Origin of the sequence: Mameliella sp. CS4, from assembly GCF_019392335.1 — a bacterium.
GTDB lineage: Bacteria > Pseudomonadota > Alphaproteobacteria > Rhodobacterales > Rhodobacteraceae > Antarctobacter.
The window spans coordinates 16,076-41,892 of the sequence record NZ_JAHXRQ010000023.1 but is presented as its reverse complement, the minus strand read 5'-3'; the positions used below and the strand labels follow the sequence as shown (position 1 = coordinate 41,892).

Below are 25,817 nucleotides of genomic sequence, written 5' to 3'. Positions count from 1 at the left end.
CCTCTGGCCTACATAGGGCGCAGGCGATCTCGGAGGGCACAGTGCAGATATTCGTTGGTCTCGGCAATCCCGGCACGAAATACGCCGGCAACCGGCACAACATCGGCTTTATGGCGCTGGACCGGATCGCCGAGGATCATGGGTTCGGCCCCTGGAAAGCCAAGTTCCAGGGCCAACTGGCCGAGGGCCGGCTGGGCAGCGAAAAACTGCTGCTGCTGAAGCCCGAGACCTTCATGAACCTTTCCGGCCAGTCGGTGGGCGAGGCGATGCGGTTCTACAAGCTGGACCCGGGCGATGTGACCGTGTTCCACGACGAGCTGGACCTGGCCCCGGGCAAGTGCAAGGTCAAGACGGGCGGCGGGCACGCGGGCCACAACGGGCTGCGTTCGATCCATGCCCATATCGGCGAGGCCTATCGCCGGGTGCGGTTGGGCATCGGCCATCCGGGCCGCAAGGAGCTGGTCGCGGCCTACGTCCTGCACGATTTCCACAAGGCCGATCAGGATTGGCTGGACGACCTGCTACGCGGGGTGTCGGACGGCGCCCCACAGCTTGCGGCAGGCGACACAGGCAAGTTTTCGAATGCCGTCGCGCTGCGAACGGCGCCGCCCCGGACCTCGAAGACGCCTGAGAAACCCAAGGCTGGCCCGGCGCCGAAAGCCGCCCCGCCCGAGGATACGGGCAGCGAGGAAGAGACCCGCAACCCCCTGCAACGACTGGTGGACAAGTTCCGATGAAGGGCAAGCGTCTCGCAGCCATCGGCCTTGTCGTCCTTGTGGGGCTGTCCGCCGCGGGTTTTGCCTATCGCGACGAGCTAGGCCGCCTGCGCGCCACCATGACGCTCTTTGACGAGGGCGAGATCGTCGAGAACTTCAGCCACATGGACCGACTGTTCGAGACGGTCCCGATCCCCGTCACGACCAGCGCCGTCCCGCTGCCCGAAGGTCCCGCGATGGAGATGCCGGCGGACTGGCAGGACTGGCTGGATCGGCGGGCCATCACCGGGGCGATTGTCCTGCGTAATGGAGAGGTTGTTCACGAGAGCTATCACCTGGGCACCGGCGCCGAAGACCTGCGCATCTCGTGGTCTGTGGCCAAATCCTATTTGTCCGCACTTTTCGGGATCTTGGTGGCGCAGGGTCATGTGGACAGCCTGGACGACCTGGTGGTGAAATACGCCCCGCAGCTCAAGGGCAGCGCCTATGAGGGCGCCACGATCCGCAATGTCCTGCAGATGTCCACAGGAGTCGTTTTCGACGAGGACTACCTGGATTTCTGGAGCGACATCAACAAGATGGGTCGCATCCTTGCGCTTGGCGGCTCGATGGACGGTTTCGCCGCAGGACTGACCGAAACCGATCAGCCGCCCGGCGAACGCTGGCGGTATGTTTCGATCGACACGCATGTCCTGTCGATGGTTGCGCGGGGCGCCACGGGGCGCCCACTGCCGGATCTACTGGCGGAGAACCTGCTGGACCCGATGGGGGCCTATGGCAAACCCTATTACCTGTCAGATGGTTACGATGTGGCCTTCGCGCTTGGCGGGTTGAACCTGATGCTGCGCGACTATGCCCGACTCGGAGAGATGTTTCGCAACGGCGGGCGCCTGCAGGGCAAGCAGATCGTGCCAGAGGACTGGGTGATCGAAAGCACCACGCCCTCGGCGCGCACGGAGCCCGGAGAGCTGCAATACGGCTATCAATGGTGGATGCCGTCCGACGCGCGCAAGGGTGAGTTCATGGCGCGTGGCATCTATGGTCAATATGTCTCTATCGACCGGCAAAGCGGCACGGTGGTGGCCGTAACGGGCGCGGATCGCGGCTTTCGCGAGGCCGGGGCCTTTGACGACGCACTGCAGATGTTCCGCCGTTTGGCCAACCAATAAGGGAGTGAGGAAAAGATGGAGAAAGACCCTTCTTTCAATGCCCTGGGCGGACCTCTTGAGTCCTGCTCTCAAGAGCCGCTGACGGGATTTTTCCGTGACGGCCATTGCAATACCTGTGCCGAAGACCGGGGCAGTCACACGGTCTGTGCGGTCATGACGGCAGAGTTCCTCGCCTATTCCAAATATGTCGGCAACGACCTTTCGACCCCGCGCCCGGAGTTCCATTTTCCGGGTCTGAAGCCCGGCGATCACTGGTGTCTCTGCGCCGGGCGCTTTCTGCAGGCCCACGATGAGGGCTGCGCGCCGCTGGTGAACCTCTCGGCCACCCATCGCGGTGCGCTGGACATCGTGCCGCTGCGGATTCTCGAGACATATAGCTGGACCGACCGGGGCTGAGACGCCGCTTGCCCCGTTCAGACGAAATTCCCGGACCTCGAAGGCAAGCTTAACCCGCCTTTAACCATTGCCGGATCACGATGAACGCAGGGTCTGGTTGCCCGAATATCTCCTGTTTGCTTTCAGGAAAGCGATCTGCCCCCAGGCTCCTCCGACCTGTGGACAGATCGCGAAACTGCCGCCCCGGTTTGACCGGAGCGGCTTTTCTTTGGCCGACGATCAGTCGCGCAGGCGCGCGATCTCCTGCATCAGGCCCCTGGTGCCGTTGTGCACCGTGAGGTGATCCACCTTGGCGGCGATCGCCTCCAACGCCTCCAACTCCTTGAGCCGGAGCATCACCGGGTTGTCCTCCATGACCTTGGCGGTGTTCAGAAGCGCACGCATCGCGTTCGTATCCTCGCGCCGCAGGATCACGTTGGCCTCGGCCTCTTTTTCGGCCTCGACCACGCGGTTCAGGATCTCGCGGATCTCGCCCGGCAGGATCACGTCCTTGAGGGCGATCTCCTTCAACTCGATCCCGATCCCGGCCAACTCGGCCCGCAGGCTGTCGCCCGCTTCGACGTCGATGGCGCCCTTTTCAGCCAGAAGCTGATCCAGCGTCAGCGCCCCAAGGCGCCGGCGAAAGACCAGCTGCACCGCCCGGTGCAGCGTCTCTTCAAAGTCGCTGACCGTGCTCACGGCGCGTTCCGGATCCGTCACACGGAAGATCGCGGTCAGGTTGACCCGGATCGTCACGCGGTCCTTGGTCAGGATCTCCTGGCCCACGACCTCATGGGCCCGGGTGCGCATGTCCACCAGCCGCGCCGTCACGCGCGGGCCGACCGCCCAGAAGCTGTGGACACCGGGCGGCAGACGGCGGATCAGCACCCCGTCGAAATGCAGCATCCCGACATGGCCCTCGGCCACTGTCACCGTGGTCAGCGCCCGGCCAAGACCGGCCCGGTCGAGGCGTCGCGCCAAAGTGGCATCGACACCGGGATCGCTGGCGAGGTCGAAGCGGTCCACCGTGAAGGGGCCCGCATCGGTCCAGAATACCTCGCGTTCTTCGGGGAAGAGCACCTGCATCGGGCGCCCGTCGCGCAGGACGATGGCGATGTCCTCGCTGCCGGTCCGCACCTCAGTCAGGTGCCCTTCGACAAGATCGGGGCGGCTGCGGAACAGCGCCCGGTCAAAGGTACTGGTGAACCGGAGACGGTCGATGCTGTGGACCTCACGCGTGCAGTTGTCGCGCGGCACAAGGTGCTCGCCCGGGCCGAGCAGCGCGTCGAAGCGACCGTTGACCAGAACCAGCATCCGCTGGGTCTCTGTCAGGGTGACGCGTTCGCGCCCGGTGAGGGCAAGTATCATTCGGGTCAGCACATGGGTCATCTTTCGTCTCCTTTTCCTCGTGCCTATCGTCGTCGCAAAACGATGTTCCTTTGTTTGCAGTGGGTTGGGGGCGACATGCCCCGCAGGTGTCAAAGAGGTGGATCCGGGACCGCCCCCATGCCGCGACCGCGGGCGGGAGCCCGGAGAGAGGGGCGCGGAGCACCGGCGCGCCGCGGGCCGTCAGACCCGTGGCAGACCGGCACCCGGCGGAACCGTCATCCGATACCCCGGCGCTCGACCGGAGCAGGCGACCCCTCTGCCGCCCCCATCGCGGTGCCGCGCAGGGATTGGCAGGGGACGCCTGCAAGAGACGCCCCGGATCCTGTGAGGTGGACCACTCTCGTGGACCGGCACCCGAAGCCGGTGCCCTCCATCAAGGGCGTTTTGGAGCAAAAGGCAGGAATCGAACCTGCTACACTTCGATTAAGGGCCGAATGCTCTACCCATGAGCTACATTTGCAGAACGACACAGGTGGGATTTGAGCCCACGCCCAACGGAAGAAAATCCGCTGCTCTGACCTGTCTGAGGTACAGTGTCCGTTCCAGACCGCCCGTCCCCGCCCTGGCATACAGTTTCGGCAGCGCCGCCTGCACCGGGGGAGAGATCACCTCCGCCCGCTAGGGTCAGTTCCGGAGTGTCCGGAGGTGCTGAATACCCGTGTCGGGCTGACTCGCTCTACCTTGAATTTTTCGCCCGCTTGCTGCCGTTGCGGAGGCGCAACAATATTTCAAGGTTGCGCAACTTTTGAAAAGGCCAGATGGCAAAGACGTGCAAATCGACCGGCCAAAGCGGTTCGGGTTTGGCAAAGAGTCACCGGGCTGCGAGTGCCGGCGGCTGATCCGGCGGGTCCGCCGCGATCAGATCGTCGATGAAGAGGCTCAGGAGCTGTGGCCGCCCCGTGACCTGGGCCTTGCGGTAGATGGCGTTGGTCTGCGCCTTGACCGTCCCCTCGGAGGTCTTGCGCACCTCTGCGATCTCGGCGGTGGACAAGCCCTTGATCGCCATCAACGCCACGTCGCGTTCGGCGGGCGTGAGGCTCCATTCTTCGAAATGTTCGTCCAGCACTTCCATGAAGGCGCCGCGCGCCAGACGCAGGCTGTCCTCGGCTTGGGCACGAGCGCGCAGGCTGCGCGCCAAAAGCGTCGCGGTGACGCCCAGGCCCACGATGAGCCCGATGGCGGCGCTGATCTGAATCAGCTCGTAAATCGCCCAGGGAATCGGAACGCTGCGCAGGCCAAGGCGCGTCGACAGGATGTCATTCAGAAAGAACCCGGCACAGCAAAGCTGGAAGGAAAACAGCATGCCGATTCCGATGCGGGTTTTCACGCCAGAAGGCTCCATTGGCGAGACGGCATGACCGCAAGGATCATGCCGGATTGCAGGGATGGGGATGGTTGCGCGTCTCGGGGCAAGAATGCACCCGCAGAGACCGGACAGGCAAGCCCGGAGACCGGCGGGAAACCGCCTAGTTGAGGCCGGGAGCCCCGTCGCGCCCTGGCGGGTCAGCGCCGGGCTTGTCGTCAGAGCGTCCGGGAGGATCACCCTTGTCCCCCTGTCCGGGCGGGTCGTCCTTGTCCTCCTGGCCCGGGGGGCCATCCTTGTCCGCCTGGCCCGGTGGGCCGTCCTTGTCCTGCTGTCCCGGCGCCCCTTCGTCGGGGGGATCGGCATCGGGACTGGCGTCAGGCGGGGCCGTGCCGCCGGCATCCGCCGCTTTGGCCGGGGGCGTGCTGCCGTGTGCCAAAGGCACACTGCGCGAACGGGGGACATCGGAGGTGTAGAGATAGTCGCGCAGGATGGCCCCGGTCGAGGGGTTCAGCACCACCTCGCGCCGGCCATCGGGCCCCAGGGCGATGATCTGGTCATAGCCCAGCCAGGTCCGGCGGACGCGGAAATTGGAAAAACCCTGGTCGGTCAGGCTCTGGATCACGCGGTCGCGGTAGGACTGCGCCATCGCGGGGGGCGTACAGAGCAGGCTGACGACAAGCCCGAGGCATATGAGAACAAGACGCATGGCGCGGCTACACGGCCACGAACCAGGCACCCGTGCTTGTCTTGCGCGAAGTCGCCATGTCGCCGGTCTGGCGAAGGCGTCGGTGCTTGGTCATGAGTTTGACCTTGGTCGTCGGTGTGACCAGCGTGGTCATCGTCATCATGAGGGTGGTTGTCGGGGTCATGGCCATGACAGTCTGTGTTCGTGTGATCCGGGTCTTCATCATGACATTCATTCGCGCGCGGGTCATCCCCTGCGGGGAGACTGTGAAAAATGTGTCGGCCACCTGCCGAGGCCTTACACCGATGACCGCGTTCCGTGAGCGTGCCTTAGCCCGGTACGGGGAACCGGACGGGTGCGGTCGGGGACCGGTGTGGGACATCCGGCGACGGCAGGTGACCGACGAGTTTGACCGATCAAGTCGGCAACCTCGGACAATCTGCCCGCTGCGCGCCGGGGGGGGAACTCAACGGGGGTTTATCATACGCCGCCTAAACCACATGAAGATGCCCATAAACCGAAGTTTATGGGCATCAAGCTCTTGATTCAAAAGGACATGGGTTTCAGGCGCTCAAAGTGGCCAGATCAGCCCGCGCTGCGGCCCTCGGTGCCGGACATGTCGACGCCCAGATGCTTGGCGACGGTAAAGATGTCCTTGTCGCCCCGCCCGCACATGTTCATGCAGATGATGTGATCGCTGGGCAGCTCGGGCGCGATCTTGGCCACATGGGCCAGCGCGTGACAGGGTTCCAGCGCCGGGATGATGCCCTCTGTCTCGCAGCAGAGCTTGAAAGCTTCGAGCGCCTCCTTGTCGGTGATCGAGACATATTGCGCGCGGCCCACGTCATGCAGCCAGCTGTGTTCCGGGCCGATGCCGGGATAGTCGAGGCCTGCCGAGATCGAAAAGCCCTCGAGGATCTGGCCATCGTCATCCTGCAACAGGTAGGTGCGGTTGCCATGCAGAACACCGGGGCGCCCACCGGTCAGCGAGGCGCAATGCTCCATCTTCTCGTTGACACCTTTGCCGCCCGCCTCGACGCCGATGATGTTCACTTCCTTGTCGTCGAGGAAGGGGAAGAACAGGCCCATCGCGTTCGAACCGCCGCCAATGGCGGCGATGATCGTGTCGGGGTTGCGGCCTTCGGCCTCTTGCATCTGCTCCTTGGCTTCCTTGCCGATGATCGACTGGAAGTCCCGGACCATCGCCGGATAGGGATGCGGACCGGCAACGGTGCCGATGCAGTAGAAGGTGTCGCGCACGTTGGTGACCCAGTCGCGCAGCGCGTCGTTCATCGCGTCCTTGAGCGTGCCACGCCCGGAAGTGACGGGGATGACCTCGGCGCCAAGCAGCTTCATCCGGAAGACGTTGGGCTGCTGGCGTTCGACGTCATGCGCGCCCATGTAGACAACACATTTCAGGCCGAACTTGGCGCAGACGGTTGCGGTGGCCACGCCGTGCTGGCCTGCCCCGGTCTCGGCGATGATGCGGGTCTTGCCCATGCGGCGGGCCAGGATGATCTGGCCCAGGACGTTGTTGATCTTGTGCGCGCCGGTGTGGTTCAGCTCGTCGCGCTTCATATAGACCTTGGCGCCGCCGAGGCGTTCGGTCAGCCGTTCGGCGTAATAGAGCGGCGAGGGCCGGCCGACATAATGCTTCCAGAGGAACTCCATCTCGTCCCAGAAGGACTGGTCGGTCTTGGCCTTTTCGTACTCGGCCTCCAGCTCGAGGATCAGCGGCATCAGTGTCTCGGACACGAAACGCCCGCCATAGATGCCGAAACGGCCCTTTTCATTGGGTCCGGTCATGAAGCTGTTCACGAGATCGTCCATAACACCTCTCCTCTGTCTGGCCGTCTGAATAGGGCATTTGGGGCGGAAAAGGCCAGAGGCAAAAGCAGGCGGCACATCGCGGGGGCTGCGGCGGCAAGACGCTTCGAAGCGCCTTGGAGAAGCGCGTTCGAACGCGCTTGGGCAACGCCGTTGGAACGGCGTTGTCAAAGGGCCTTTGAAGGCCCTTTCAGCGGACCCGGCGGATCGGTTTGCCGTTGCAGAAGATCACGAAGTGACGATGGTTCTCCACCACCTGGAACCCGCGCCGGGTCGCGGCCTCGACAAAGGCGTCGCGGCCGACCAGCCGTTCCACATCACGGATCTTGCGTTTGACCACACCCCCGCCCATCGCCTCGCGCGAGGCGAAGATCTGCGCCAGCCAGCGGTCGGGCGTGATATGATCGGGCAGAACGGCCATGCCCCGATCTCACCTCAGACCGGTTAATACCGCGTTAAGCGGCCATTGCCGCGCGTTCCAGCGCCGGGTAACGCAGCGCCAGCGTCGCCGCGCGGGTAACATAGGCGATCATCAGCGCCGCCCAGAGCCCATGCGGCCCCCAGACCGGCACCATAAGCGTGACGCCGATAAAATAGACCGCCACCGAGATCGCCATCATGTTGCGCATGTCGCGGGTTCGGGTCGCCCCGATGAAGATCCCGTCCAGTATCCAGGCGGGCAGGCCCAGGATGGGAGTTGCAACGATCCAGGGCAGGTAGATCCGGGCGGTCTCTTGTACCTCGGGGTCCTTGGTCATGGCATCGATGATCGTGCTGCCCAGAAGGGCAAAGCCCAGGGCGAAGACCAGGTTCGACAGGAATCCCCAGAGCGCGGTCAGCCGCACCGCCCGCCGCAGCGCGACCACCGCGCGGGCCCCAAAAGCCTGGCCCACCAGCGCCTCGGCGGCAAAGGCAAAGCCGTCCAGCGCGTAGGCCATGACCTCAATGAAATGCAGCAGGACCTGGCTGGCGGCCAGCGTCACCACGCCGAACCCTGCGCTGTAATAGAAGATGAAGGACAGCATGATCGCCTCGAGCAGAAGCGAACGGATCAGGATGTCGGTGTTCACCGCCGCCATGTGGCGCAGACGCGCGCGGTCGAACACTCGCGGCCAGTCGCGCCAGGCCGGGTTCGCGAAGGCGGAGCGGCACAGCCAGAGCCCCAGAACCAGCCCGGTCCAGTCGGCAACGAAGGTCGCCCAGGCTACGCCCTCGACCCCCATGTCAAAGCCGGTGACGAAGAGCACGTTCAGCCCGACGTTCACCGCCACCAGCCAGAGTTGCAGCACCAGCATGGCGCGAGTCCGCTCCTGCGCTCCCAGCCATCCGTTGATGCCGTAGATCGCGATGGCCGCCGGGGCAGAGAGTATCCGGATGTCCATATAGCCCTGGGCCAGCGCCTTGACCTCGTCGCTGGCGGGCGACAGGCCAAAGCCGAAGGCGGCGACGGGCCCGAAGAGCGGGATCAGCAACAGCCCGCCTGCCCCGCCGATCATCAGCGCCCGGGTCAACAGGGCCGCCACTTCGGCCCGGTTGCCGGCGCCCTGGGCCTGCGCCGTCATTCCCGCCGTTCCCATGCGCAAAAAGGCAAAGACCCAGAGCATAGCAGTGATCAGCGCGGCACCCACGGCCACGGCGGCGATGGGCGTGGCATCGGGGATCTGGCCGATGATCGCCGTATCCGCAATGCCCTGCAGCGGCACGGTCATGTTGGAAATCACGATCGGCACGGCGATCGTGAGAACGCGGGCATGGGTGATGGGCTGGGACGCGGTCATGGTTCCCCGGGTGTCTTTTGGAAACGGGATGACCCCGGGATATGGGCGCCCCGCGGAAACGGCAAGGGCGGGCCGACAATTTACGTCAGGTAATCCGCGCCCTGCCCGCTTACCCGTCCTGGCGCGGCATCAGGAAATGCGCATTGGCCTGGGCAAAGGGGCGGTCGCGGTTATCCTGCCAGGCCTCGGCCTGGACGCTGGCATAGCGCCGACCCGACCGTGTGACGCGGGCGCGGCCATAGGCGTCGCGCGGCAGGCCCGAGCGCAGGTAGTCCACCGTAAAGTCGATGGTCTTGGGCAGGCGGGGCAGCGCGCCCCGGGTCATGCTGTCGGGATCCAGCGCACCGGACTCGATATCCTGCCAGAGATAGCTCCAGTTCAGGGTGACCATCGCGGTGATTTCCAGAAAGGCCGCCGTCACCCCGCCGTGGATCGCAGGCAGCATCGGGTTGCCGATCAGCTTGTCATCGAAGGGCAAGACGGCAGTCAGCTCATCCCCGCGCCGGTCAAAGCGCACGCCGAGATACTGCATGTAGGGCACGCCAGACACCAACGCCGACAGCGCCGCGTCACGGCGCTGTTTGATGACCTGGACGGGTTCGGGGGCGGAACGCGCCATCACTGGGCCTCCACGGTGAAGGTGCCGGTTGCGGTGGCGACCGGGCGGTCGGTGTCCTCGTCCGTGGCCGTCGCGCGCACGAAGGCGACCGAGCGGGTGATATGGTGGCAGACTGCCCGCGCGGTGATCGCCTGGCCCGGTGTCGCCGGTCGCATATAGTCGATGCGCAGGTCGATGGTGGCTGTGCCCGCCGGCGATTTCGGATGGCTCATCACCGCCGCCCCGCTGCAGGTGTCCATCAGGGCCGAGACCGCGCCGCCGTGGATCACACCGGTCTCCGGGTCGCCGATGAACCGCGCGTCATAGGGCATACGGATCTCTGCGATGCCGTCGCCAAGATCCGCGATTTCCATGCCCAGCGCCTTGCAGTGAGGGATGGAATCGATGAATTGACGGGCGATATCTGCCTTGTCTGCGCTCATGCGGGATCTCCTTGGGGTCTTTATGGTCGCGGGATCGCGGCGCTGCAAGCGGGACGTTCCGCCTGCCCGGGCGAGGCGGCTTGTCACCCCGACGGGCTGGGCTTAGATTTCGCCCGAAGCCGATGGGAGACAAGCGATGGACGAGACGCGTCTGACCTTCAAGGAGATGTGCGCGAAGTTCGACGTGACGCCGCGGACCCTGCGGTACTACGAGTATATCGAACTGATCTCGCCCGAGCGTGAGGGGCGCACGCGCCATTATGGCGCGCGCGAGATCGCCCGCATGACGCTGATCCTGCGCGGACGCCGTTTCGGGTTCCAGCTCGAGGAAATCCGCCAGTGGCTGATGATCTACGAGGAAGAAGGCACCGAGGCCCAGATGCAGGCCTGGCTGGAAATGGCGGACCGGCAGCTGAAACAGCTGGCCGAGGAACGCCAGCAGCTGGAAGAGGCGATGAACGAGCTCAAGACCCTGCGCGACCAGACCGCCGACTCGCTGGGGCATTCTGCCTGACGCGAGTCGCCCCTGCGTCAATCTGGGTCAGGAATTCCTTACCCCGAGCGCGCCCTGGAATTTTTTACCACTTGGTATAAAATTGCGCAGTCGACCACTTGACCTTGCCTTATCTTACGTCAAGCATAAAGTGACGCAGCGTATGAGTTACGTCACCCGGTTTTCCCATTGTATGAAAGCCTCGAAAGACGCACCTCGGTTGTCGTGACGGAACTGTGACGGACGGAGAACCGAGGATGCGAGACATGGCAGACGAGCAACTGATGACGATCCGGGAGACGTGCGACGCCTTCGAAGTGACCCCGAGGACGCTGCGCTTTTACGAGCAGAAGGAGCTGCTCTTCCCGATCCGCGAAGGCCAGAAACGGCTGTTCACCCGGCGCGACCGGGCGCGGCTGAAGCTGATCCTGCGGGGCAAGCGTTTCGGCTTTAGCCTGGAGGAAATCCGGCAACTGCTGGATCTCTACGATGTGGGCGACCAGCAGCGCACGCAGCTGGCGGCGGCTTATGACGTGGCCCGGGACCGCCTGGCGGAGCTGATCCGGCAGCGCGACGAGCTGAACGCGGCGATCGGAGAGTTGCAGGACCAGATGAAATGGGGTGAGCGGATGCTGGCCTCGATGGACCAGAAGCGCGCGGCCGAATAAGCGCGGCCGCGGGCAGGACTTTCAGGGAGAGAGAGACATGCCCATCTACACGGCGCCGACCAAGGACCAGGTGTTCCTCCTGGACGACGTGCTGCAGCTCAGCGCGCAGGACATCCCCGGCTATGCCGAGCTCGACCGCGAGACGCTGGAGGCGATCCTTGGCGAAGCGGCGAAGCTGGCGGAGAACGTGCTGGCGCCGCTGAACCCGGTCGGCGACGAAGAGGGCTGCACGCTGGAAAACGGCGTGGTCCGCACACCCAAGGGGTTTCACGAGGCATTCGACCAGATGCGCGACGGCGGCTGGACGGCGCTGGACTGCGATCCCGAATACGGCGGCCAGGGCCTTCCTTATGTCGTGGCCACCGCGGTAGGCGAGATGTTCTCCTCGGCCAACATGGCCTTCAACATGTACCCGGGCCTGACGCATGGCGCCTACAACGCCCTCCATGCGCATGGCTCGGACGAACAGAAGGCGATGTACCTGCCCAAGATGGTCAGCTGCGAATGGGGCGGGACCATGAACCTGACCGAGCCGCATTGCGGCACGGACCTGGGTCTCATCCGCACCAAGGCCGTGCCGAATGACGACGGCAGCTATGCCATCACCGGTCAGAAGATCTGGATCAGCGCCGGCGAACACGACATGGTGGACAATATCATCCACCTCGTGCTGGCCAAGCTGCCCGACGCGCCCGAGGGCGTGAAGGGGATTTCTCTCTTTATCGTGCCCAAGTTCATGGTGAACGAGGATGGCAGCCTGGGCGAACGCAACGCGGTTTCCTGCGGCGGGCTGGAATCCAAGATGGGCATCCACGGCAACGCCACCTGCGTGATGAATTACGACGGCGCCAAGGGGTTCCTGGTGGGCGAGGCGCACAAGGGCATGCGCGCGATGTTCACCATGATGAACGAGGCCCGTCTGGGCGTCGGCCTGCAGGGATATGCACAAGGCGCGGTTGCCTACCAGAACGCGCTGGCCTTTGCCAAGGACCGGGTGCAGGGCCGCGACGTGACCGGGGTCAAGAACCCCGACGGCCCCGCCGACCCGATCATCGTGCACCCGGACGTGCGCCGCAACCTGATGGACCAGAAGGCCTTTACCGAGGGCGCGCGCGCCTTCGTCATGTGGGGCGCCTCGATGATCGACCGCGCGCATCGCAACGAGGACGCGCAGGCCGAGGGGCTGATTTCCCTGCTGACGCCGGTCATCAAGGGTTTCCTGACCGACAAGGGGTTCGAGACCACGGTGCTGGCACAGCAGACGCTGGGCGGATCGGGCTTTACCCGTGAATGGGGGCTGGAACAATTTGTCCGCGACGCCCGCATCACCATGATCTACGAAGGCACCAACGGCATCCAGTCGCTTGACCTCGTGGGCCGCAAGCTGGGCCAGGACGGCGGCAAACACGTCATGGGCTTCTTCGAGATGGTCAAGAGCTTCATCGCCGACCACAAGGGCCAGGACGAGGATTTTGACGCGCAATTCCTCGATCCGCTCAAGGCCGCCTCGAAGGACCTGCAGGCGGCGGGGATGTATTTCATGCAGCACGGCATGAAGAACCCGAACAACGCCCTGTCCGGCTCTTATGATTTCATGCACCTCTTCGGCCATGTCTGCCTTGGCCTGATGTGGGCGCGCATGGCCTGGACCGCGCGCGGCAAACTGGCGGCAGGCGATGGCGATGCAGAGTACCTGAACGCCAAGCTGGCCACCGGGCGGTACTACATGGCGCGGCAGCTGCCGATGACGGCGACGCACCTGAAACGCATCGAATCCGGGGCAGAGCCGGTCATGGCGCTTGAGGCAGAAGCCTTCTGAGTCGAAGGTGTGGCGGCGGGGATCTCCCCGCCCTGCGCCCGCGGCGGGATTTCCCGCCCGGCGCCCCTGACGTCGGAGGACCCATGCCCAAACGCTTTCGCCTGACCCGCCGCTTTCCGGTCGCCATGACCGAGGACGGCTATCGCAAGCTGAAATCCTTTGCCCATGAGGCCGGGCTGGACGAGGGCGAGGCCCTGTCCTTCCTCTTCGAACATTTCGAGAGCGTGACCGACAGCGAGGCGCTGGCCCACCGGCTGCGCCTGTTCAACGCCGACCTCGACGAGCGCAAGAAATAGGAGCCCGGATGCCGCGCGACTGGATGACAGACGAACACGCCATGCTGGCCGAGATGACCGCAAAGTTCATCGAGGCCGAATGGACCCCGCTCTACGACAAGTGGCGCAAACAGGGCCAGATGGACCCGGAGACCTGGCAACAGGCCGGGGACCTAGGTCTGCTCTGCCCCTCGATCCCCGAAGAATACGGCGGCGCCGGCGGCGACTTCGGCCACGAGGCGGTGATCCTGATGGAAGCGGCGCGCGCCAACCTCGCCTCATGGGGGCACGGCATCCACTCGGGCATCGTGGCGCATTACATCCTCGCCTATGGCACCGAGGAGCAGAAACAGCGCTGGCTGCCGAAAATGGTATCCGGCGAGATCGTGGGCGCCCTGGCGATGACCGAACCCTCGGGCGGGTCGGACGTGCAGGGCATTCGCACCCGCGCGATCCGCGAGGGCAATGCCTACCGGCTGACCGGCCAAAAGACCTTCATCACCAATGGCCAGCACGCCAACCTGGTGATCGTCGCGGCCAAGACCGACCCGGCCGAGGGCGCGAAAGGCGTATCCCTGGCGGTGGTCGAGACCGAGGGTGCCGAGGGGTTTTCCCGTGGCCGCAACCTCGAAAAGATCGGCTGCCACGCGGCGGACACCTCCGAGCTCTTCTTCGACAATGTCGAGATCGCACCGGAAAACCTGCTGGGCGGCGAAGAGGGGCGCGGCTTCTACCAGATGATGACCCAGCTGCCACAGGAACGGCTGATCATCGGCTGCGGCGCCGTGGGCGCGATGGAAGGCGCGGTCGCGCGCACCATCGCCTACTGCAAGGAACGCGAGGCCTTCGGCGGCCCGCTGATGCAATTCCAGAACACGCGTTTCAAGCTGGCCGAATGCCAGACGAAAACGACCGTGGCGCACGCTTTCCTCGATGCCTGTATTGCCGAACATCTCGAAGGCAAACTGACTGTCGAAAAGGCAGCGATGGCGAAATACTGGCTCAGCGACACCCAGGGCGAGGTACTGGATGACTGCCTGCAACTGCATGGTGGCTATGGTTTCATGCAGGAATACGCCGTGGCCGAGATGTGGACGGACGCGAGGGTGCAGCGCATCTATGGCGGCACCAACGAGATCATGAAGGAACTGATCGCGCGCAGTCTCTGATGGCGGCGCAGAATGGCAAATCGAAGATTGGAGTATTTTCAGAGAGAAGAAACAGGAAGGTCGCACATCGGACCCAAAGGTCAGGGCAGCAGTCGACCTTCCTGCGATGCCCGCACCTTTGGCTAGGTGCGGGGCTTCTCCTCTCGCGGTCATCGGCTCTCCAGCCTGTACCGCAAGGACGAGGATGGCGGGTTAACCTTAACGCGCCGTTACCCTGAGAGGCCCCTTTTTGCTTCTTCTCTCTGAAAATACCTCCACGGGGGTGCGGGGGTGTGAAACCCCCGCTGCCTGACGGGATCAACGAGCGCAACGGGAGGCGCGGCGCATGACGATCAAACTCTACTGCTTCGGCGAGTCGGGGCATTCCTACAAGGCGGCGCTGGCGCTGGAACTGGCGGGGCTGGAGTGGGCGCCTGTCAAAGTCGATTTCTTCAACGGCGAGACCCGGGGCGCGGCCTACCGCGCCGAGGTCAACGAGATGGGAGAATGCCCGGTGCTGGTGGATGGCGAAACCCGCCTCACCCAGTCCGGTGTCATCCAGCAGTACCTGAGCGACAGCTACGGGCATTTCGGCGGCACGACGCCCGAGGAAAAGCGCGAGGTGCTGCGCTGGGTGCTCTGGGACAACCACAAGCTCAGCTCGATCGCGGGCATGACGCGCTTCCTGATGAACTTCCTGCCTGAGGAGAAGCGGCCCGCAGAGGTAATCGGCTTCATGCAGGGGCGCCTGAAGTCCGCCTACCAGATCCTCGATGCCCACCTGGAGGGGCGGGACTGGATCGTGGGCGAGGCCCCGACCAATGCCGATCTGACTTGCTGCGGCTATCTCTATTACCCCGAACCCTTCGGCTTTGACCGCACCGACTGGCCGGCGATCGACCGTTGGCTTTCGAATATCCAGGGTCTTCCCGGCTGGAAGGCCCCCTATGACCTGATGCCCGGCTCCCCCGCGGACCGCGCCTGACGAAGAAGGACCCAAGATGACCGACGTATTTATCTACGACGCCGTCCGCACCCCGCGCGGCAAAGGCCGCAAGGATGGCGCGCTGCACGAGGTGACCTCGCTGCGCCTGTCCGCTCAGGTGCTGAACGCGGTCAAAGAGCGCAACGGGCTCGACGGCCACGCGGTCGAGGACGTGATCTGGGGCAATGTCACCCAGGTCGGCGAACAGGGCGGCTGCCTGGCGCGCTCTGCCGTTCTGGCCTCGGACCTTGACGAATCCATCCCCGGGCTGGCGATCAACCGCTTCTGCGCCTCGGGTCTCGAGGCGGTGAACCTGGCCGCGAACCAGGTCCGCGGCGGTGCGGGCATGGGCTATATCGCAGGTGGCGTGGAAATGATGGGCCGCGTGGCGATGGGCAGCGACGGGGCGGCGATTGCTGTCGACCCCAGCTTGGCGATGGAAAGCTATTTCGTCCCGCAGGGCATCAGCGCCGACATCATCGCCACCGAATACGGCTTCTCGCGTGACGATGCCGACGCGCTGGCGGTGGAAAGCCAGCGCCGCGCGGCCGCCGCCTGGGAAGACAAGCGGTTCGAGAAATCCATCGTCACCGTGCGCGACGTCAACGGCCTGCCGATCCTCGATCACGACGAGTACATGCGTCCGGAAACCAACATGCAGACGCTGGGAGCGCTGAAACCCTCGTTCAAGGACATGGGCGAGGTCATGCCCGGCTTCGACAAGGTCGCGCTGATGAAATATCCGCACCTGGAGCGGGTCAATCACGTCCATCACGCGGGCAACAGTTCGGGCATCGTGGACGGCTCTGCCGCCATGCTGATCGGCAACAAGGAATTCGGCGAGAAATACGGGCTGACACCGCGCGCACGCATCCGCGCCACCGCCAAGATCGGCACCGATCCGACCATCATGCTGACCGGCCCCGTGCCCGCGACCGAGAAGATCCTGAAGGACAGCGGCATGTCGATCAGCGACATCGACCTCTTCGAGGTGAACGAGGCCTTTGCCTCGGTCGTGCTGCGCTTCATGCAGGCCTTTGACGTGGACGACAGCAAGGTCAACGTCAATGGCGGCTCGATCGCGATGGGCCATCCGCTGGGCGCCACCGGGGCGATCATCCTGGGCACCCTGCTGGACGAACTGGAACGCACCGGCAAGGGCACCGGCCTGGCCACGCTCTGCATCGCCTCGGGCATGGGTGCCGCAACAATCATCGAGCGGGTCTGAGACCCGCCGATGCCCCAGTCGCCGGATATCGCGCACGAAGTGGCCGCCAGACTTCTGGCGGACACCGGCGATGCACTGATGACCGGCGACTTCGAGCTGTTCCGGGAGCAATTCCTGCTGCCACAGTCCATCGCCACGATCGGCGGCACCCGGACCCTGCGAACCGAGGAGGACATGCGCCGCACCTTTGGTCAGATCCAGGAGCATTACGCCAGAATCGGGCTGGACCGGCTGGACCGCTGGATCGAGGTGGCCCTGTTCGACGGACCGGACGAGATCCGCAGCTGCCACATCACGCATATGCTGTCGAAATCCGGCAAGCTGCTGAACAGGCCGATCCTGACCATGTCGCGCCTCCTGCGCGAGGGTGACCGCTGGCTGATCGGCGGGACACAGTACACCATTTCCGCCGAAAGCCCCCACGGCCAGGCCTTGCTGAGTGACGGTCCCCCCTACAGTCCCAAAAGCGCGGGCGGGGCGGCAGAGGCAGTCTTTCAGAACCACCTGGACCGGGTCACGCGGGCCTACATGGAAGACCGGTTCGACCTGCTGATGGCGGCCGTCCAGTTGCCGCTGTTCCTGCAGGCCAGCGAGGGCGCCATGCTGATCTCGGACATCCAGCAGATGCAGGAGGATTTCAACCGCTCGGTCACGCGCCTTCGGGTCCAATCGGTCACCGACATCGTGCGGCGGGTCCAGTCTGCCGAGATCATCGGGGAAAAAAGGATCCACGGCACCTACCGGACCCATATCCTGAGCCGGGACCAACTGGTTATCCCCGCCTACAAGAGCGCCATGAGCATCGAGATGGGCGCCGACCTCAACTGGCGCATGACCTCGGTCATGCATCCAATCGGCCACCTGACCTTGCCGGAAGGCCCGGGGGAGTCAGGCGGATTGGGCCCGGGAGGACCGGTATGACGGGTCAGACTGCTGCGGAAAATTACCAGGCGCACCTGGACGCGGTCAGCCGGGCGTTCTTTGCCGGCGATCTCGACAGGACCGGTTGTCACATCGCCCTGCCCTGCTCGTTGCATACCCGGGACAGGTTGCAGCGCATCGGACACTTGGAAGAATTTCCGATCATGCTGTGCGAACAAGATGACGGCCTGCGGCGGCTGGGCGTGACGGACGATCACCGCATCTGCGTCAAGGCAGAGTTCACCGGCCCGACGGGCCAGCACATCCGCGGCCGATACAGAACCGCCTTGCTGCGCGGCGGGTCCTGCCACATGCGAAACAGCGACCTGACCATCGTCGGCCCGCAACGGATGGAATCCCTGCGCCGCCGCATGGGCGACTCCGAAAAAGGAGAGCGCTGATGCCCAAAATCGACATTCAAAAAGTGCCCGCGAAAACCGGTTCGTCCTATCCCGCGCCGCATGACGCCGCGATGGCGGGCCGAAGTCAGCAGCGGCTGGGCGATGCCGCCGGGCTGACCCAGTTCGGCGCCAACTTGGTGCAGCTCGCGCCCGGGGCGATGTCCTCTCTTCGGCACTGGCACGAACGCCAGGACGAATTCCTGGTCGTTACAGAAGGCGCGCTGACCCTGGTGGACGATCACGGCGAGACGCCGCTGGCGCCCGGCGATTGTTGTGCCTTTCCCGCCGGCGACCCGAACGGGCATCACATCGTCAACCGCTCGGAGGCCGACGGTGCCTTTGTGGTCGTGGGCACGCGGACAGAGGCCGAGACCGGCTGGTACCCAGACCACGACCTGAAGGTCGAGGCCGCGGACGGGACCATGCGCTTTCTGCGCCGGGATGGTGGGGAGGTGCCAGATCCATGAGTTCTGCCGTCTTCACCGACAGCGATTTCGCCGAGTTCATCGCCGATATCTCTACGCCCTTCATGACCGGCCAGATCGCGCGCTGGCGGGCGCGCATCCGCCTGCCCTTCAGCATGGTCACGGGCGCCGGTCCCGTCACGCTGAAGACCGACGATGACGTCGCCCGCAACTTTGGCCTCTACCTGGACGCGGTCAAGACGATGGGCCTGAATCTCGTCCACCGCGAACCGCTGGGCGTCGAACACTGCGAGGACGGCACCGTCCTTGCGACCTACCGCACGCACCTGATGCGCAACGGCACCCGCATGGTCGACCCCTATACGTCGACAGCGCTTTTGCATCCCGATCCCGAGGGATGGCGCATGTCGGCAATCCTCAACGCCCGGGGCCACCACGACTGGACCGGGCGCCCCCCGAAAGACACTGGAGAGTGAGCATGACTGATTTCACGATGGAAACCGGCGCCGATGGCGTGGCCGTCATCACCTGGGACGTTCCCGGCAAGTCGATGAACGTGATGACGCTGGAAGCCTGGGAGGAACTGGACCAGCTGATCGACCAGGCGCTGGCGGACGATGGCATCAAGGGCGTCGTCATCACCTCGGGCAAGGACAGCTTTGCCGGGGGCATGGATCTGAAAGTGATCGCGAAGATGAAGGAAATGGCCGGTGACGATCCGGCCAAGGGCCTCTTCGACGGTATCATGAATGCCCACCGGATCATGCGCAAGATAGAGCGCGCGGGCATGGACCCGAAGACGCTGAAGGGCGGCAAGCCGATTGCCACCGCCCTGCCCGGCACCGCGCTGGGGATCGGGTTGGAAATCCCGCTGTCGACGCACCGCATTTTCTGCGCCGACAATCCAAAGGCCAAGATCGGCCTGCCCGAGATCATGGTCGGCATCTTCCCCGGCGCGGGTGGCACCACGCGGCTTGTGCGCAAGATGGGCGCGATGGCGGCCTCTCCGCTGCTACTGGAAGGCAAGCTGAATGATCCGAAAAAGGCCAAGGCGGCGGGGGTGATCGACGAGGTAGTCGAGGATCCGCTGGCCGCGGCGAAGGAATGGGTGTTGCAGGCCACGGACAAGGACATCGTGAAACCCTGGGACGCCAAGGGCTACAAGATGCCCGGCGGTGCGCCTTATCACCCGGCGGGCTTCATGACCTTTGTCGGCGCCTCCGCGATGGTGAACGGCAAGACCAAGGGCGTGTACCCGGCAGCCAAGGCGCTGCTCTCGGCGGTCTACGAGGGCGCGCTTGTGCCTTTCGACACGGCGCTCAAGATCGAGGCGCGCTGGTTCACCAACGTGCTGATGAACCCCTCTTCGGGGGCGATGATCCGCTCGCTCTTCATCAACAAGGAGGCGCTGGAGAAAGGCGCGGTGCGCCCTGCGGACGTGCCGGACCAGAAGGTGAAGAAACTCGGTGTTCTGGGCGCGGGCATGATGGGCGCGGGCATCGCGCTGGTCAGCGCGCAGGCAGGCATCGAGGTCGTGCTGCTGGACCAAAAGCAAGAGGCCGCCGACAAGGGCAAGGCCTATAGCGCCGACTATGCCGCCAAGGGTGTCAGCCGAAAGAAGATCACCCAGGAAAAGGCCGACGAAATGGTGGGCCGGATCACCGCGACCACCGATTACGGCGCGCTCAAAGGCTGTGACCTGATCGTCGAAGCGGTGTTCGAGGACCCCAAGATCAAGGCCGAGGTGACCAAGGCCGTGGACGCGGTGACAGGGGACGACTGCATCTTTGCCACCAACACCTCGACCCTGCCGATCACCGAGCTGGCCAAGGCGTCAAAGAACCCTGAGCAGTTCATCGGCATCCACTTCTTCTCGCCCGTCGAGAAGATGATGTTGGTGGAGATCATCAAGGGCAAGCAGACCGGCGACCGTGCCGTGGCCAAGGCGCTGGATTTCGTGCGTCAGATCCGCAAGACGCCCATTGTCGTCAATGACGCGCGGTTCTTCTACGCCAACCGCTGCATCATCCCCTACATCAACGAAGGCATCCGCATGGTGAAGGAGGGGGTCGCCCCCGCGCTGATCGAGAATGCCGCCAAGATGGTGGGGATGCCGCTGGGGCCGCTGCAACTGGTGGATGAGACCTCGATCGACCTGGGCGCCAAGATCGCGCGGGCCACCAAGGCGGGCATGGGCGACGACTATCCCGACGGCGAGGTCGACGAGGTGATCTTCTGGATGGAGGACGAGGGAAGGCTGGGGCGCAAGGCCAAGGCCGGGTTCTATGACTACGACGACAAAGGCAAGCGCACGGGCCTGTCGGAGGTGGTCAAGGCACGCTATCCGCAGGCCGAAGAGCAGCCCGACCTGATCGAGGTGCAGCACCGCCTGCTCTTCGTGCAGTCGCTGGAGGCCGTTCGCGCGCTGGAAGAAGGCGTGCTGATGGACATCCGAGAGGGCGATGTGGGCGCGATCCTGGGCTGGGGCTTTGCTCCTTGGTCGGGTGGCCCGCTGAGCTGGCTGGACATGATCGGCGCGCCCTATGCGGCCGAGCGCTGTGACCAGTTGACCGAGGCCCACGGCGCCCGGTTCACATGCCCCGACCTGCTGCGCGAGATGGCCGAGAAGACCCAGAGCTTTTACGGACGGTTCGCGCCGGACAGCGCCGCCGCGGCCTGAGAGTCAAGGTTGGGCGTGGCGCCGATGGTGCCACGCTCTCCCCCCGTGTCAGGGTTCATCGACCTCCAGCACATAGGCACCCGGGTCGATCCGGTTGCCGATCGCCTCGACGATCTCGCGCCGCAAGGCCGGGTCGCTGGGGTGGAACAGCCCGGTCTGGCGCATGGCCCGGGATAGGCTGATGTCGGTTCCGAGAAATTCCAGCGCCACGCGCGAGGCGCCCGGTTTGCGCCCGCGCCGCGTCGGTCCGCCGGTCTGGATACCCAGCAGGTAATCCATCCGGCTGCGATAGCTGGGGTACAGGGTCATCTGCGTGACCGAGTTCATCTCCATCGTCTCATACTCGAAAAGCTGGATACGGTCGGCCAGTTGAAACAGCACGCCCTGGTACTTGTTGGTACGGATCCAACGGCGGGTATCCGGATCGCGCAGCACCTCGACGTTCTTGAAATAGCCACGGCCGTCCCGGACCACGATCCGGGCCAGCGACCGAATGATGCTGCCCTTGTTCCCGAAGGAATAGAAATAGCGAAAGTAATAGCCCTCGTAGCGGTCCACCGGGCTGCTGCGCGCCAGCAGCGTTTCCAGGTGGTGCATCGGTAAATCCAGCTGCGGCTTGTCCAGCGGCTGGCGTCGCAACCCGATCACCTGGGCAAAGCGGCTTTCGTCCATCAGCATCTCGGATTCCGTCACGCCGATGAAATCGCAGATCCGGCGCATGTTGTGGCGCGAGGGATGGACCTGCCCGTTGAGATACTTGTTGAATTGCTGCCGGTTGATGCCGATGCGCCGGCAGACCTCGGAAATGGAGCGGTGATAGCTGCAGGCGAGCGTGAGGTTGGTGCTGAAGCTGGAGATGCCCTATCGCATACTGACGCAACCACAGTGTCAAGTCGCGTAAGGTAGCGAAATTGTCTTACGCAGGACGCTGGCTCATCCTTCGCGGTACAAAAAGAGTTGCAAAGACCGTCGGCGCATCGCCCGAAATCGCATGCCCGGCGTTGGGACCCCAACAGGAGCGATCACCTTGACACTCAGCAATACGACGCGACGCACCTTTCTGACCTCTGCCGCGGCCCTGGGCGCGGCGGGCATCTTTCCCGGTGGCGTGGGCATGTTGCGCGCCCAGGAAGGCCGCGTGCTGAACTTGCGGCTGGACGGAGACAACTCGATCCTCGACCCCGGCTACATGGTCGGCGGCACCGAGATCGAGGCGCAGAAACAGTGCCTCCCCTTCCTGGCCGAATACGTCCGGAACGGCGACACCTTCACCTGGCAGCCGACGGCGCATGTGACCCGGCTGGAATATGTCGACGACACGCATATCGAATTCGAACTGGCGCCCGGGCTGGTCTGGTCCGGCGGGCACGGCACGCTCAAGGCGTCGGACGTGGCCTACTCCTACGCCCGGATGAAGGACAGCGAATGGTCGGGCTATTTCGACGCGCTGGAGACCGTCGAAGTGACCGGGGAACTCACCGGGACGCTGGTCCTGAGCAAGCCGTTTGCGCCCTTCATCATGGTCACGCTGTGCCACGGTCCCGGTGCCATCGTCTGCGAGGCGGCGACGGAGGCGGCAGGCGGCCGTTTCACCACCGAGTTTCCGGCGATCTGCGGTCCCTACACTTACAGCGCGACCCCGGGTCAGCGCGCGGTGTTCGAACGCAACCCGGAATGGACCGGCCCGGCCCCGGGCTTTGACCGGGTGGTCTGCCATGTCATCACAGAGGTGCAGGCCGCCGAACTGGCCTACGAGGCGGGCGAGATCGACTGCACCGAACTGGGCCCTGACAGCCTGGCGCGGTATTCGCGGGAAATGCCGGACAACACGGCGATCACCACCGCCGGCCAGCTTCAGTACATGTGGATGGGGATGAACACCCAGCACCCCAAGCTGCAGGACCTCAAGGTGCGGCAGGCAATCCAGCACGCGGTGGACGTGGACAGCATCCTGGCCGGGGCCTTTGCGGGCACCTCGGCCCAGTCGCACGGCATCGTCTGTCCCGGCCTTCTGGGCGCGCGGTCCGAGCACGGCTACAGCTATGACCCCGCCAAGGCGCGCGAACTGTTGGCAGAGGCCGGTGTTTCCGGGCTGCAACTGACCCTGCGCACGCAGAACTGGCAGGAACGCCTGCTGACCGCGCAGATCATCCAGGCAAACCTGGCCGCGGTGGGCATCACGGTCAAGATCCTGCCGATGGAAAGCGGCCCGTTCTGGGAAATGGGCATGGAAGAGGCCGGTGACACATGGAAAGAGCTCGAGCTTTGGCTGATGCGCTTTGCCACCGTGCCGGACCCGTATGAAGCCACGCAGTGGTTCATCTCGGAACAGGTCGGCGTCTGGAACTGGGAGCGCTGGACGAATGAAGAATTCGACCGCCTGTATGACGAAGGCCTGTCCGAGACCGACACCGCCAAGCGCGAGGCGATCTATTTCCGCATGCAGGAAATCATGGATGAGACCGGCGCCTATGTCTGGATCAACCATGAGCCCGAGACCTACGCCCACCGCACCGACATCGAAGTCGTGGCGGCGCCCTCGGGTGAGCTGAACTACCACAGGTTCCGGCAGGTCTGATCCTGCCCTTGCCATCGTCCCATGCCGCGCCCCCGCGCGGCATGGGACACCCGACCGGCCCCAACCCCGGAGCGCCTTGCAGGCATGTTCACCTATCTTCTCAAACGTCTGGGCCTGGCGGCACTTGTGGTCGTGGCGGTTCTGCTGCTGCTGTTTTCCATGCTGCACATGATCCCCGGCAACCCGGCGATCCTGGCCCTCGGCACCCGCGCCTCGCCAGAGGCCATCGCGGAATACTCGGCACGGATGCACCTGGACAAACCCGTCCTGACGCAGTTCGTCTATTTCCTCGGCAATGCGGTGCAGGGCGACCTGGGGCAGGACGTCTTCTCGAACCGGGCCGTGACCTCGGTGATCGGGGAGCGTATCGGGTTTTCGCTGGCCCTGATCTGCACCGGCATGGGCTGGGCGGTGCTGCTGGGGGTGCCGCTGGGCTGCCTGGCCGCCGTGCGCCCGGGGTCCTGGCTGGACCGGGTGACAGGCGTCTTTTCCGTCGGCATGATCGCCGTGCCGTCCTTCCTGGTGTCAATCTGGGCGCTGCTCTTCTTTTCGCTCGAACTGCACTGGCTGCCCGCCATCGGCGCCGGAGAGCCGGGCGATCTGGCCGATCAGCTAAGCCACCTGGTGCTGCCCGCCTTCGCCATCGGCCTGGGCTGGGTCGGCTACCTGGCGCGGATGGTGCGCGCCTCGATGCTGGAAGTGATGGGCGAGCCCTACATCCGTTCGGCCCGCGCCTATGGCCTGCAACCGCGCCGCGTGGTTCTGGGCTATGCGCTGCGAGTGGCGATCCTGCCGACCATCACGTTGATCGGCATGGGCTTTGGCGGGCTGATCTCTTCCGCCGTCTTCGCCGAGATCATCTTTTCCCGGCCCGGCGTCGGCAAGATGATCTTTGACGCGGTCTCCGACCGCAACTTTCCCATCGTGCAGGGGGGCGTGCTGGTGGCCACCGGTTTCTACATCCTCGTCGTCCTGCTCTCCGACCTTCTCATAGCCTGGCTTGATCCCCGTGTCCGCTCCTCTCTCTGACCCCGCCGCCCCCGCCGAAATCCGCGAAAGCGCCAGCCGGGAACGGCGGGAAAAGCTTTGGCGGTTCCTGACCGACTGGCAGGCGATGGCCGGGCTTGTCCTGGTGGTGCTGTTCTTTGCCAGCGCGATATTCGCCCCTTGGCTCGCGCCTTACGATCCCAACGCGATGGACATTCCCGCGCGGATGTCCGGGCCGACCTGGGCACATATCGCGGGCACCGACCAGTTGGGGCGCGATACCTTCTCACGCATCCTGCACGGCGGACGCGTGGCGCTGTATATTTCCGCCATCGGCGTCTCGGCCTCGCTGAGCATCGGCCTGGTGCTGGGCATGATCGCGGGCTACGGGCCTCGCTGGCTGGACAACCTGATGCTGTTGATGTTCGACGCGGTGCGGTCTTTCCCGGCGGTGATCCTTGCGCTGGCCACCGTGGCGCTGACAGGGCCCAGCCTGACCGTCGTCCTGGCCATCGTGATCCTGACCACCATTCCCAGTTACGGCCGCGTGGCACGCACCGCGACGCTGGCGCTGCGCCATACGGAATTCATCCTGGCGGAGCGATCCCTTGGCGCCTCGACGCCGCGCATCCTGTTCCAGCACATCATGCCCAACGTGATCGGCCCGCTGCTGATCCTAGCGGCGATGGAGGTGCCGGTGGTGGTCTCGATCGAGGCGGGGCTGAGCTTTCTGGGCATCGGTGTTCTGCCGCCTCAGGCCAGCTGGGGCACCATCCTGAACGAAGGCTATCTGGTGATCCGCGATGCCCCGTGGATGGTGATCGCCGGGGGCATCCCGCTGATCCTGACGACGCTGGGCTTTACCTTCCTGGGCGAGGCGCTGCGCGACGTCTTTGATCCCCGCATGGGCCGTGGCCGGTAAG

The 25,817-nt window shown here is 64.6% G+C and carries 28 protein-coding genes and 2 tRNA genes; 18 read left to right on the top strand and 12 right to left on the bottom strand.

Going from position 1 to position 25,817, the window contains the following annotated elements; genetic code table 11:
• Window positions 1-41 precede the first annotated feature (41 nt).
• The 3 genes from pth to KZZ07_RS21555 are packed head-to-tail and all read left to right on the top strand — an operon-like array spanning window position 42 to window position 2,281.
• Window positions 42-737, top strand: a complete 696-nt coding sequence (gene pth, locus KZZ07_RS21565) for an aminoacyl-tRNA hydrolase (protein ID WP_219517071.1) — start codon at window positions 42-44, stop codon at window positions 735-737.
• Window positions 734-1,885 carry a serine hydrolase domain-containing protein gene (locus KZZ07_RS21560; RefSeq protein WP_219517070.1) on the top strand — a complete coding sequence of 384 codons (1,152 nt, stop codon included), beginning with the start codon at window positions 734-736 and terminating at the stop codon, window positions 1,883-1,885. The genes pth and KZZ07_RS21560 overlap by 4 nt, the downstream gene beginning before the upstream one ends.
• A 15-nt stretch (window positions 1,886-1,900) precedes the next feature.
• Window positions 1,901-2,281, top strand: a complete 381-nt coding sequence (locus tag KZZ07_RS21555) for a DUF2237 family protein (RefSeq protein WP_219517069.1) — start codon at window positions 1,901-1,903, stop codon at window positions 2,279-2,281.
• A gap of 219 nt (window positions 2,282-2,500) precedes the next feature.
• Here the strand turns inward: KZZ07_RS21555 and KZZ07_RS21550 are convergent, their stop codons facing one another.
• The 11 genes from KZZ07_RS21550 to KZZ07_RS21500 form a co-directional block, all read right to left on the bottom strand.
• Window positions 2,501-3,649 carry a slipin family protein gene (locus KZZ07_RS21550; protein ID WP_219517068.1) on the bottom strand — a complete coding sequence of 383 codons (1,149 nt, stop codon included), beginning with the start codon at window positions 3,647-3,649 and terminating at the stop codon, window positions 2,501-2,503.
• A 385-nt stretch (window positions 3,650-4,034) separates the two neighbouring features.
• Window positions 4,035-4,109, bottom strand: a tRNA-Lys gene (locus tag KZZ07_RS21545).
• Window positions 4,110-4,113: 4 nt separating this feature from the next.
• Window positions 4,114-4,187, bottom strand: a tRNA-OTHER gene (locus tag KZZ07_RS21540).
• A gap of 273 nt (window positions 4,188-4,460) precedes the next feature.
• Window positions 4,461-4,976, bottom strand: a complete 516-nt coding sequence (locus KZZ07_RS21535; protein ID WP_370631217.1) for a helix-turn-helix transcriptional regulator — start codon at window positions 4,974-4,976, stop codon at window positions 4,461-4,463.
• Between the two features lie 139 nt (window positions 4,977-5,115).
• Window positions 5,116-5,661 (bottom strand): hypothetical protein, encoded by a 546-nt coding sequence (locus tag KZZ07_RS21530; protein ID WP_219517067.1) that lies wholly within the window; start codon window positions 5,659-5,661, stop codon window positions 5,116-5,118.
• Window positions 5,662-5,668: 7 nt separating this feature from the next.
• Entirely contained in the window at window positions 5,669-5,866 is a 198-nt protein-coding gene (locus tag KZZ07_RS21525; RefSeq protein ID WP_219517065.1) for a hypothetical protein, read from the bottom strand.
• Window positions 5,867-6,225: 359 nt separating this feature from the next.
• Window positions 6,226-7,470, bottom strand: a complete 1,245-nt coding sequence (gene trpB / locus KZZ07_RS21520; RefSeq protein ID WP_219517063.1) for a tryptophan synthase subunit beta — start codon at window positions 7,468-7,470, stop codon at window positions 6,226-6,228.
• A 187-nt stretch (window positions 7,471-7,657) separates the two neighbouring features.
• Window positions 7,658-7,888 carry an N-(5'-phosphoribosyl)anthranilate isomerase gene (locus KZZ07_RS21515; protein ID WP_219517060.1) on the bottom strand — a complete coding sequence of 77 codons (231 nt, stop codon included), beginning with the start codon at window positions 7,886-7,888 and terminating at the stop codon, window positions 7,658-7,660.
• 34 nt (window positions 7,889-7,922) lie between these two features.
• Entirely contained in the window at window positions 7,923-9,245 is a 1,323-nt protein-coding gene (locus tag KZZ07_RS21510) for an MATE family efflux transporter (RefSeq protein ID WP_219517058.1), read from the bottom strand.
• Window positions 9,246-9,354: 109 nt separating this feature from the next.
• A complete protein-coding gene (locus KZZ07_RS21505) occupies window positions 9,355-9,864 on the bottom strand; it encodes a PaaI family thioesterase (protein ID WP_219517057.1) in 510 nt (169 codons plus the stop codon).
• Window positions 9,864-10,286: a PaaI family thioesterase gene (locus tag KZZ07_RS21500; RefSeq protein ID WP_219517056.1), complete on the bottom strand. Its 423-nt coding sequence runs from the start codon at window positions 10,284-10,286 to the stop codon at window positions 9,864-9,866. The genes KZZ07_RS21505 and KZZ07_RS21500 overlap by 1 nt, the downstream gene beginning before the upstream one ends.
• 136 nt (window positions 10,287-10,422) lie before the next feature.
• Here KZZ07_RS21500 and KZZ07_RS21495 point away from each other — a divergent pair, with 136 nt between their 5' ends.
• The 12 genes from KZZ07_RS21495 (at window position 10,423) to KZZ07_RS21440 (ending at window position 21,329) form a co-directional block, all read left to right on the top strand.
• On the top strand, window positions 10,423-10,800 hold the full coding sequence (locus KZZ07_RS21495; protein WP_219517055.1) for a MerR family transcriptional regulator: 378 nt from the start codon (window positions 10,423-10,425) through the stop codon (window positions 10,798-10,800).
• A 245-nt stretch (window positions 10,801-11,045) separates the two neighbouring features.
• The gene (locus KZZ07_RS21490; RefSeq protein ID WP_219517054.1) at window positions 11,046-11,447 is read left to right on the top strand and encodes a MerR family transcriptional regulator; all 402 of its coding nucleotides are present in this window, start codon (window positions 11,046-11,048) and stop codon (window positions 11,445-11,447) included.
• 37 nt (window positions 11,448-11,484) lie between these two features.
• Window positions 11,485-13,266 (top strand): acyl-CoA dehydrogenase C-terminal domain-containing protein, encoded by a 1,782-nt coding sequence (locus KZZ07_RS21485; RefSeq protein ID WP_219517053.1) that lies wholly within the window; start codon window positions 11,485-11,487, stop codon window positions 13,264-13,266.
• An 83-nt stretch (window positions 13,267-13,349) separates the two neighbouring features.
• Complete coding sequence (locus KZZ07_RS21480; protein ID WP_069209703.1) at window positions 13,350-13,562, top strand: hypothetical protein; 213 nt, start codon at window positions 13,350-13,352, stop codon at window positions 13,560-13,562.
• 8 nt (window positions 13,563-13,570) lie between these two features.
• Complete coding sequence (locus tag KZZ07_RS21475; protein WP_255564504.1) at window positions 13,571-14,710, top strand: acyl-CoA dehydrogenase family protein; 1,140 nt, start codon at window positions 13,571-13,573, stop codon at window positions 14,708-14,710.
• 325 nt (window positions 14,711-15,035) lie between these two features.
• On the top strand, window positions 15,036-15,674 hold the full coding sequence (locus KZZ07_RS21470) for a glutathione S-transferase family protein (protein ID WP_219517052.1): 639 nt from the start codon (window positions 15,036-15,038) through the stop codon (window positions 15,672-15,674).
• Window positions 15,675-15,690: 16 nt separating this feature from the next.
• Window positions 15,691-16,902 carry an acetyl-CoA C-acetyltransferase gene (locus tag KZZ07_RS21465; RefSeq protein ID WP_219517051.1) on the top strand — a complete coding sequence of 404 codons (1,212 nt, stop codon included), beginning with the start codon at window positions 15,691-15,693 and terminating at the stop codon, window positions 16,900-16,902.
• A gap of 9 nt (window positions 16,903-16,911) precedes the next feature.
• The gene (locus KZZ07_RS21460) at window positions 16,912-17,823 is read left to right on the top strand and encodes a hypothetical protein (protein WP_219517050.1); all 912 of its coding nucleotides are present in this window, start codon (window positions 16,912-16,914) and stop codon (window positions 17,821-17,823) included.
• A complete protein-coding gene (locus KZZ07_RS21455; protein ID WP_219517048.1) occupies window positions 17,820-18,224 on the top strand; it encodes a hypothetical protein in 405 nt (134 codons plus the stop codon). Before KZZ07_RS21460 ends, KZZ07_RS21455 begins: the two co-directional genes overlap by 4 nt.
• Window positions 18,224-18,691, top strand: coding sequence for a cupin domain-containing protein (locus KZZ07_RS21450; RefSeq protein ID WP_219517046.1), 468 nt, complete (start codon window positions 18,224-18,226; stop codon window positions 18,689-18,691). The genes KZZ07_RS21455 and KZZ07_RS21450 overlap by 1 nt, the downstream gene beginning before the upstream one ends.
• Window positions 18,688-19,125 (top strand): hypothetical protein, encoded by a 438-nt coding sequence (locus tag KZZ07_RS21445; protein ID WP_219517044.1) that lies wholly within the window; start codon window positions 18,688-18,690, stop codon window positions 19,123-19,125. The genes KZZ07_RS21450 and KZZ07_RS21445 overlap by 4 nt, the downstream gene beginning before the upstream one ends.
• A 2-nt stretch (window positions 19,126-19,127) precedes the next feature.
• Entirely contained in the window at window positions 19,128-21,329 is a 2,202-nt protein-coding gene (locus KZZ07_RS21440) for a 3-hydroxyacyl-CoA dehydrogenase NAD-binding domain-containing protein (RefSeq protein ID WP_219517042.1), read from the top strand.
• Window positions 21,330-21,377: 48 nt separating this feature from the next.
• Here the strand turns inward: KZZ07_RS21440 and KZZ07_RS21435 are convergent, their stop codons facing one another.
• A complete protein-coding gene (locus KZZ07_RS21435; RefSeq protein WP_370631219.1) occupies window positions 21,378-22,136 on the bottom strand; it encodes a helix-turn-helix domain-containing protein in 759 nt (252 codons plus the stop codon).
• Window positions 22,137-22,356: 220 nt separating this feature from the next.
• On the opposite strand from KZZ07_RS21435, the gene KZZ07_RS21430 reads away from it, so the two are divergent.
• The 3 genes from KZZ07_RS21430 to KZZ07_RS21420 all read left to right on the top strand — a co-directional run bounded on the left by KZZ07_RS21430 (window position 22,357) and on the right by KZZ07_RS21420 (window position 25,816).
• Window positions 22,357-23,907, top strand: a complete 1,551-nt coding sequence (locus tag KZZ07_RS21430; protein WP_219517040.1) for an ABC transporter substrate-binding protein — start codon at window positions 22,357-22,359, stop codon at window positions 23,905-23,907.
• A gap of 84 nt (window positions 23,908-23,991) precedes the next feature.
• On the top strand, window positions 23,992-24,936 hold the full coding sequence (locus tag KZZ07_RS21425; RefSeq protein ID WP_219517039.1) for an ABC transporter permease: 945 nt from the start codon (window positions 23,992-23,994) through the stop codon (window positions 24,934-24,936).
• Window positions 24,917-25,816 carry an ABC transporter permease gene (locus KZZ07_RS21420; protein ID WP_300442716.1) on the top strand — a complete coding sequence of 300 codons (900 nt, stop codon included), beginning with the start codon at window positions 24,917-24,919 and terminating at the stop codon, window positions 25,814-25,816. Before KZZ07_RS21425 ends, KZZ07_RS21420 begins: the two co-directional genes overlap by 20 nt.
• The last annotated feature ends 1 nt before the right edge of the window (window position 25,817 follow it).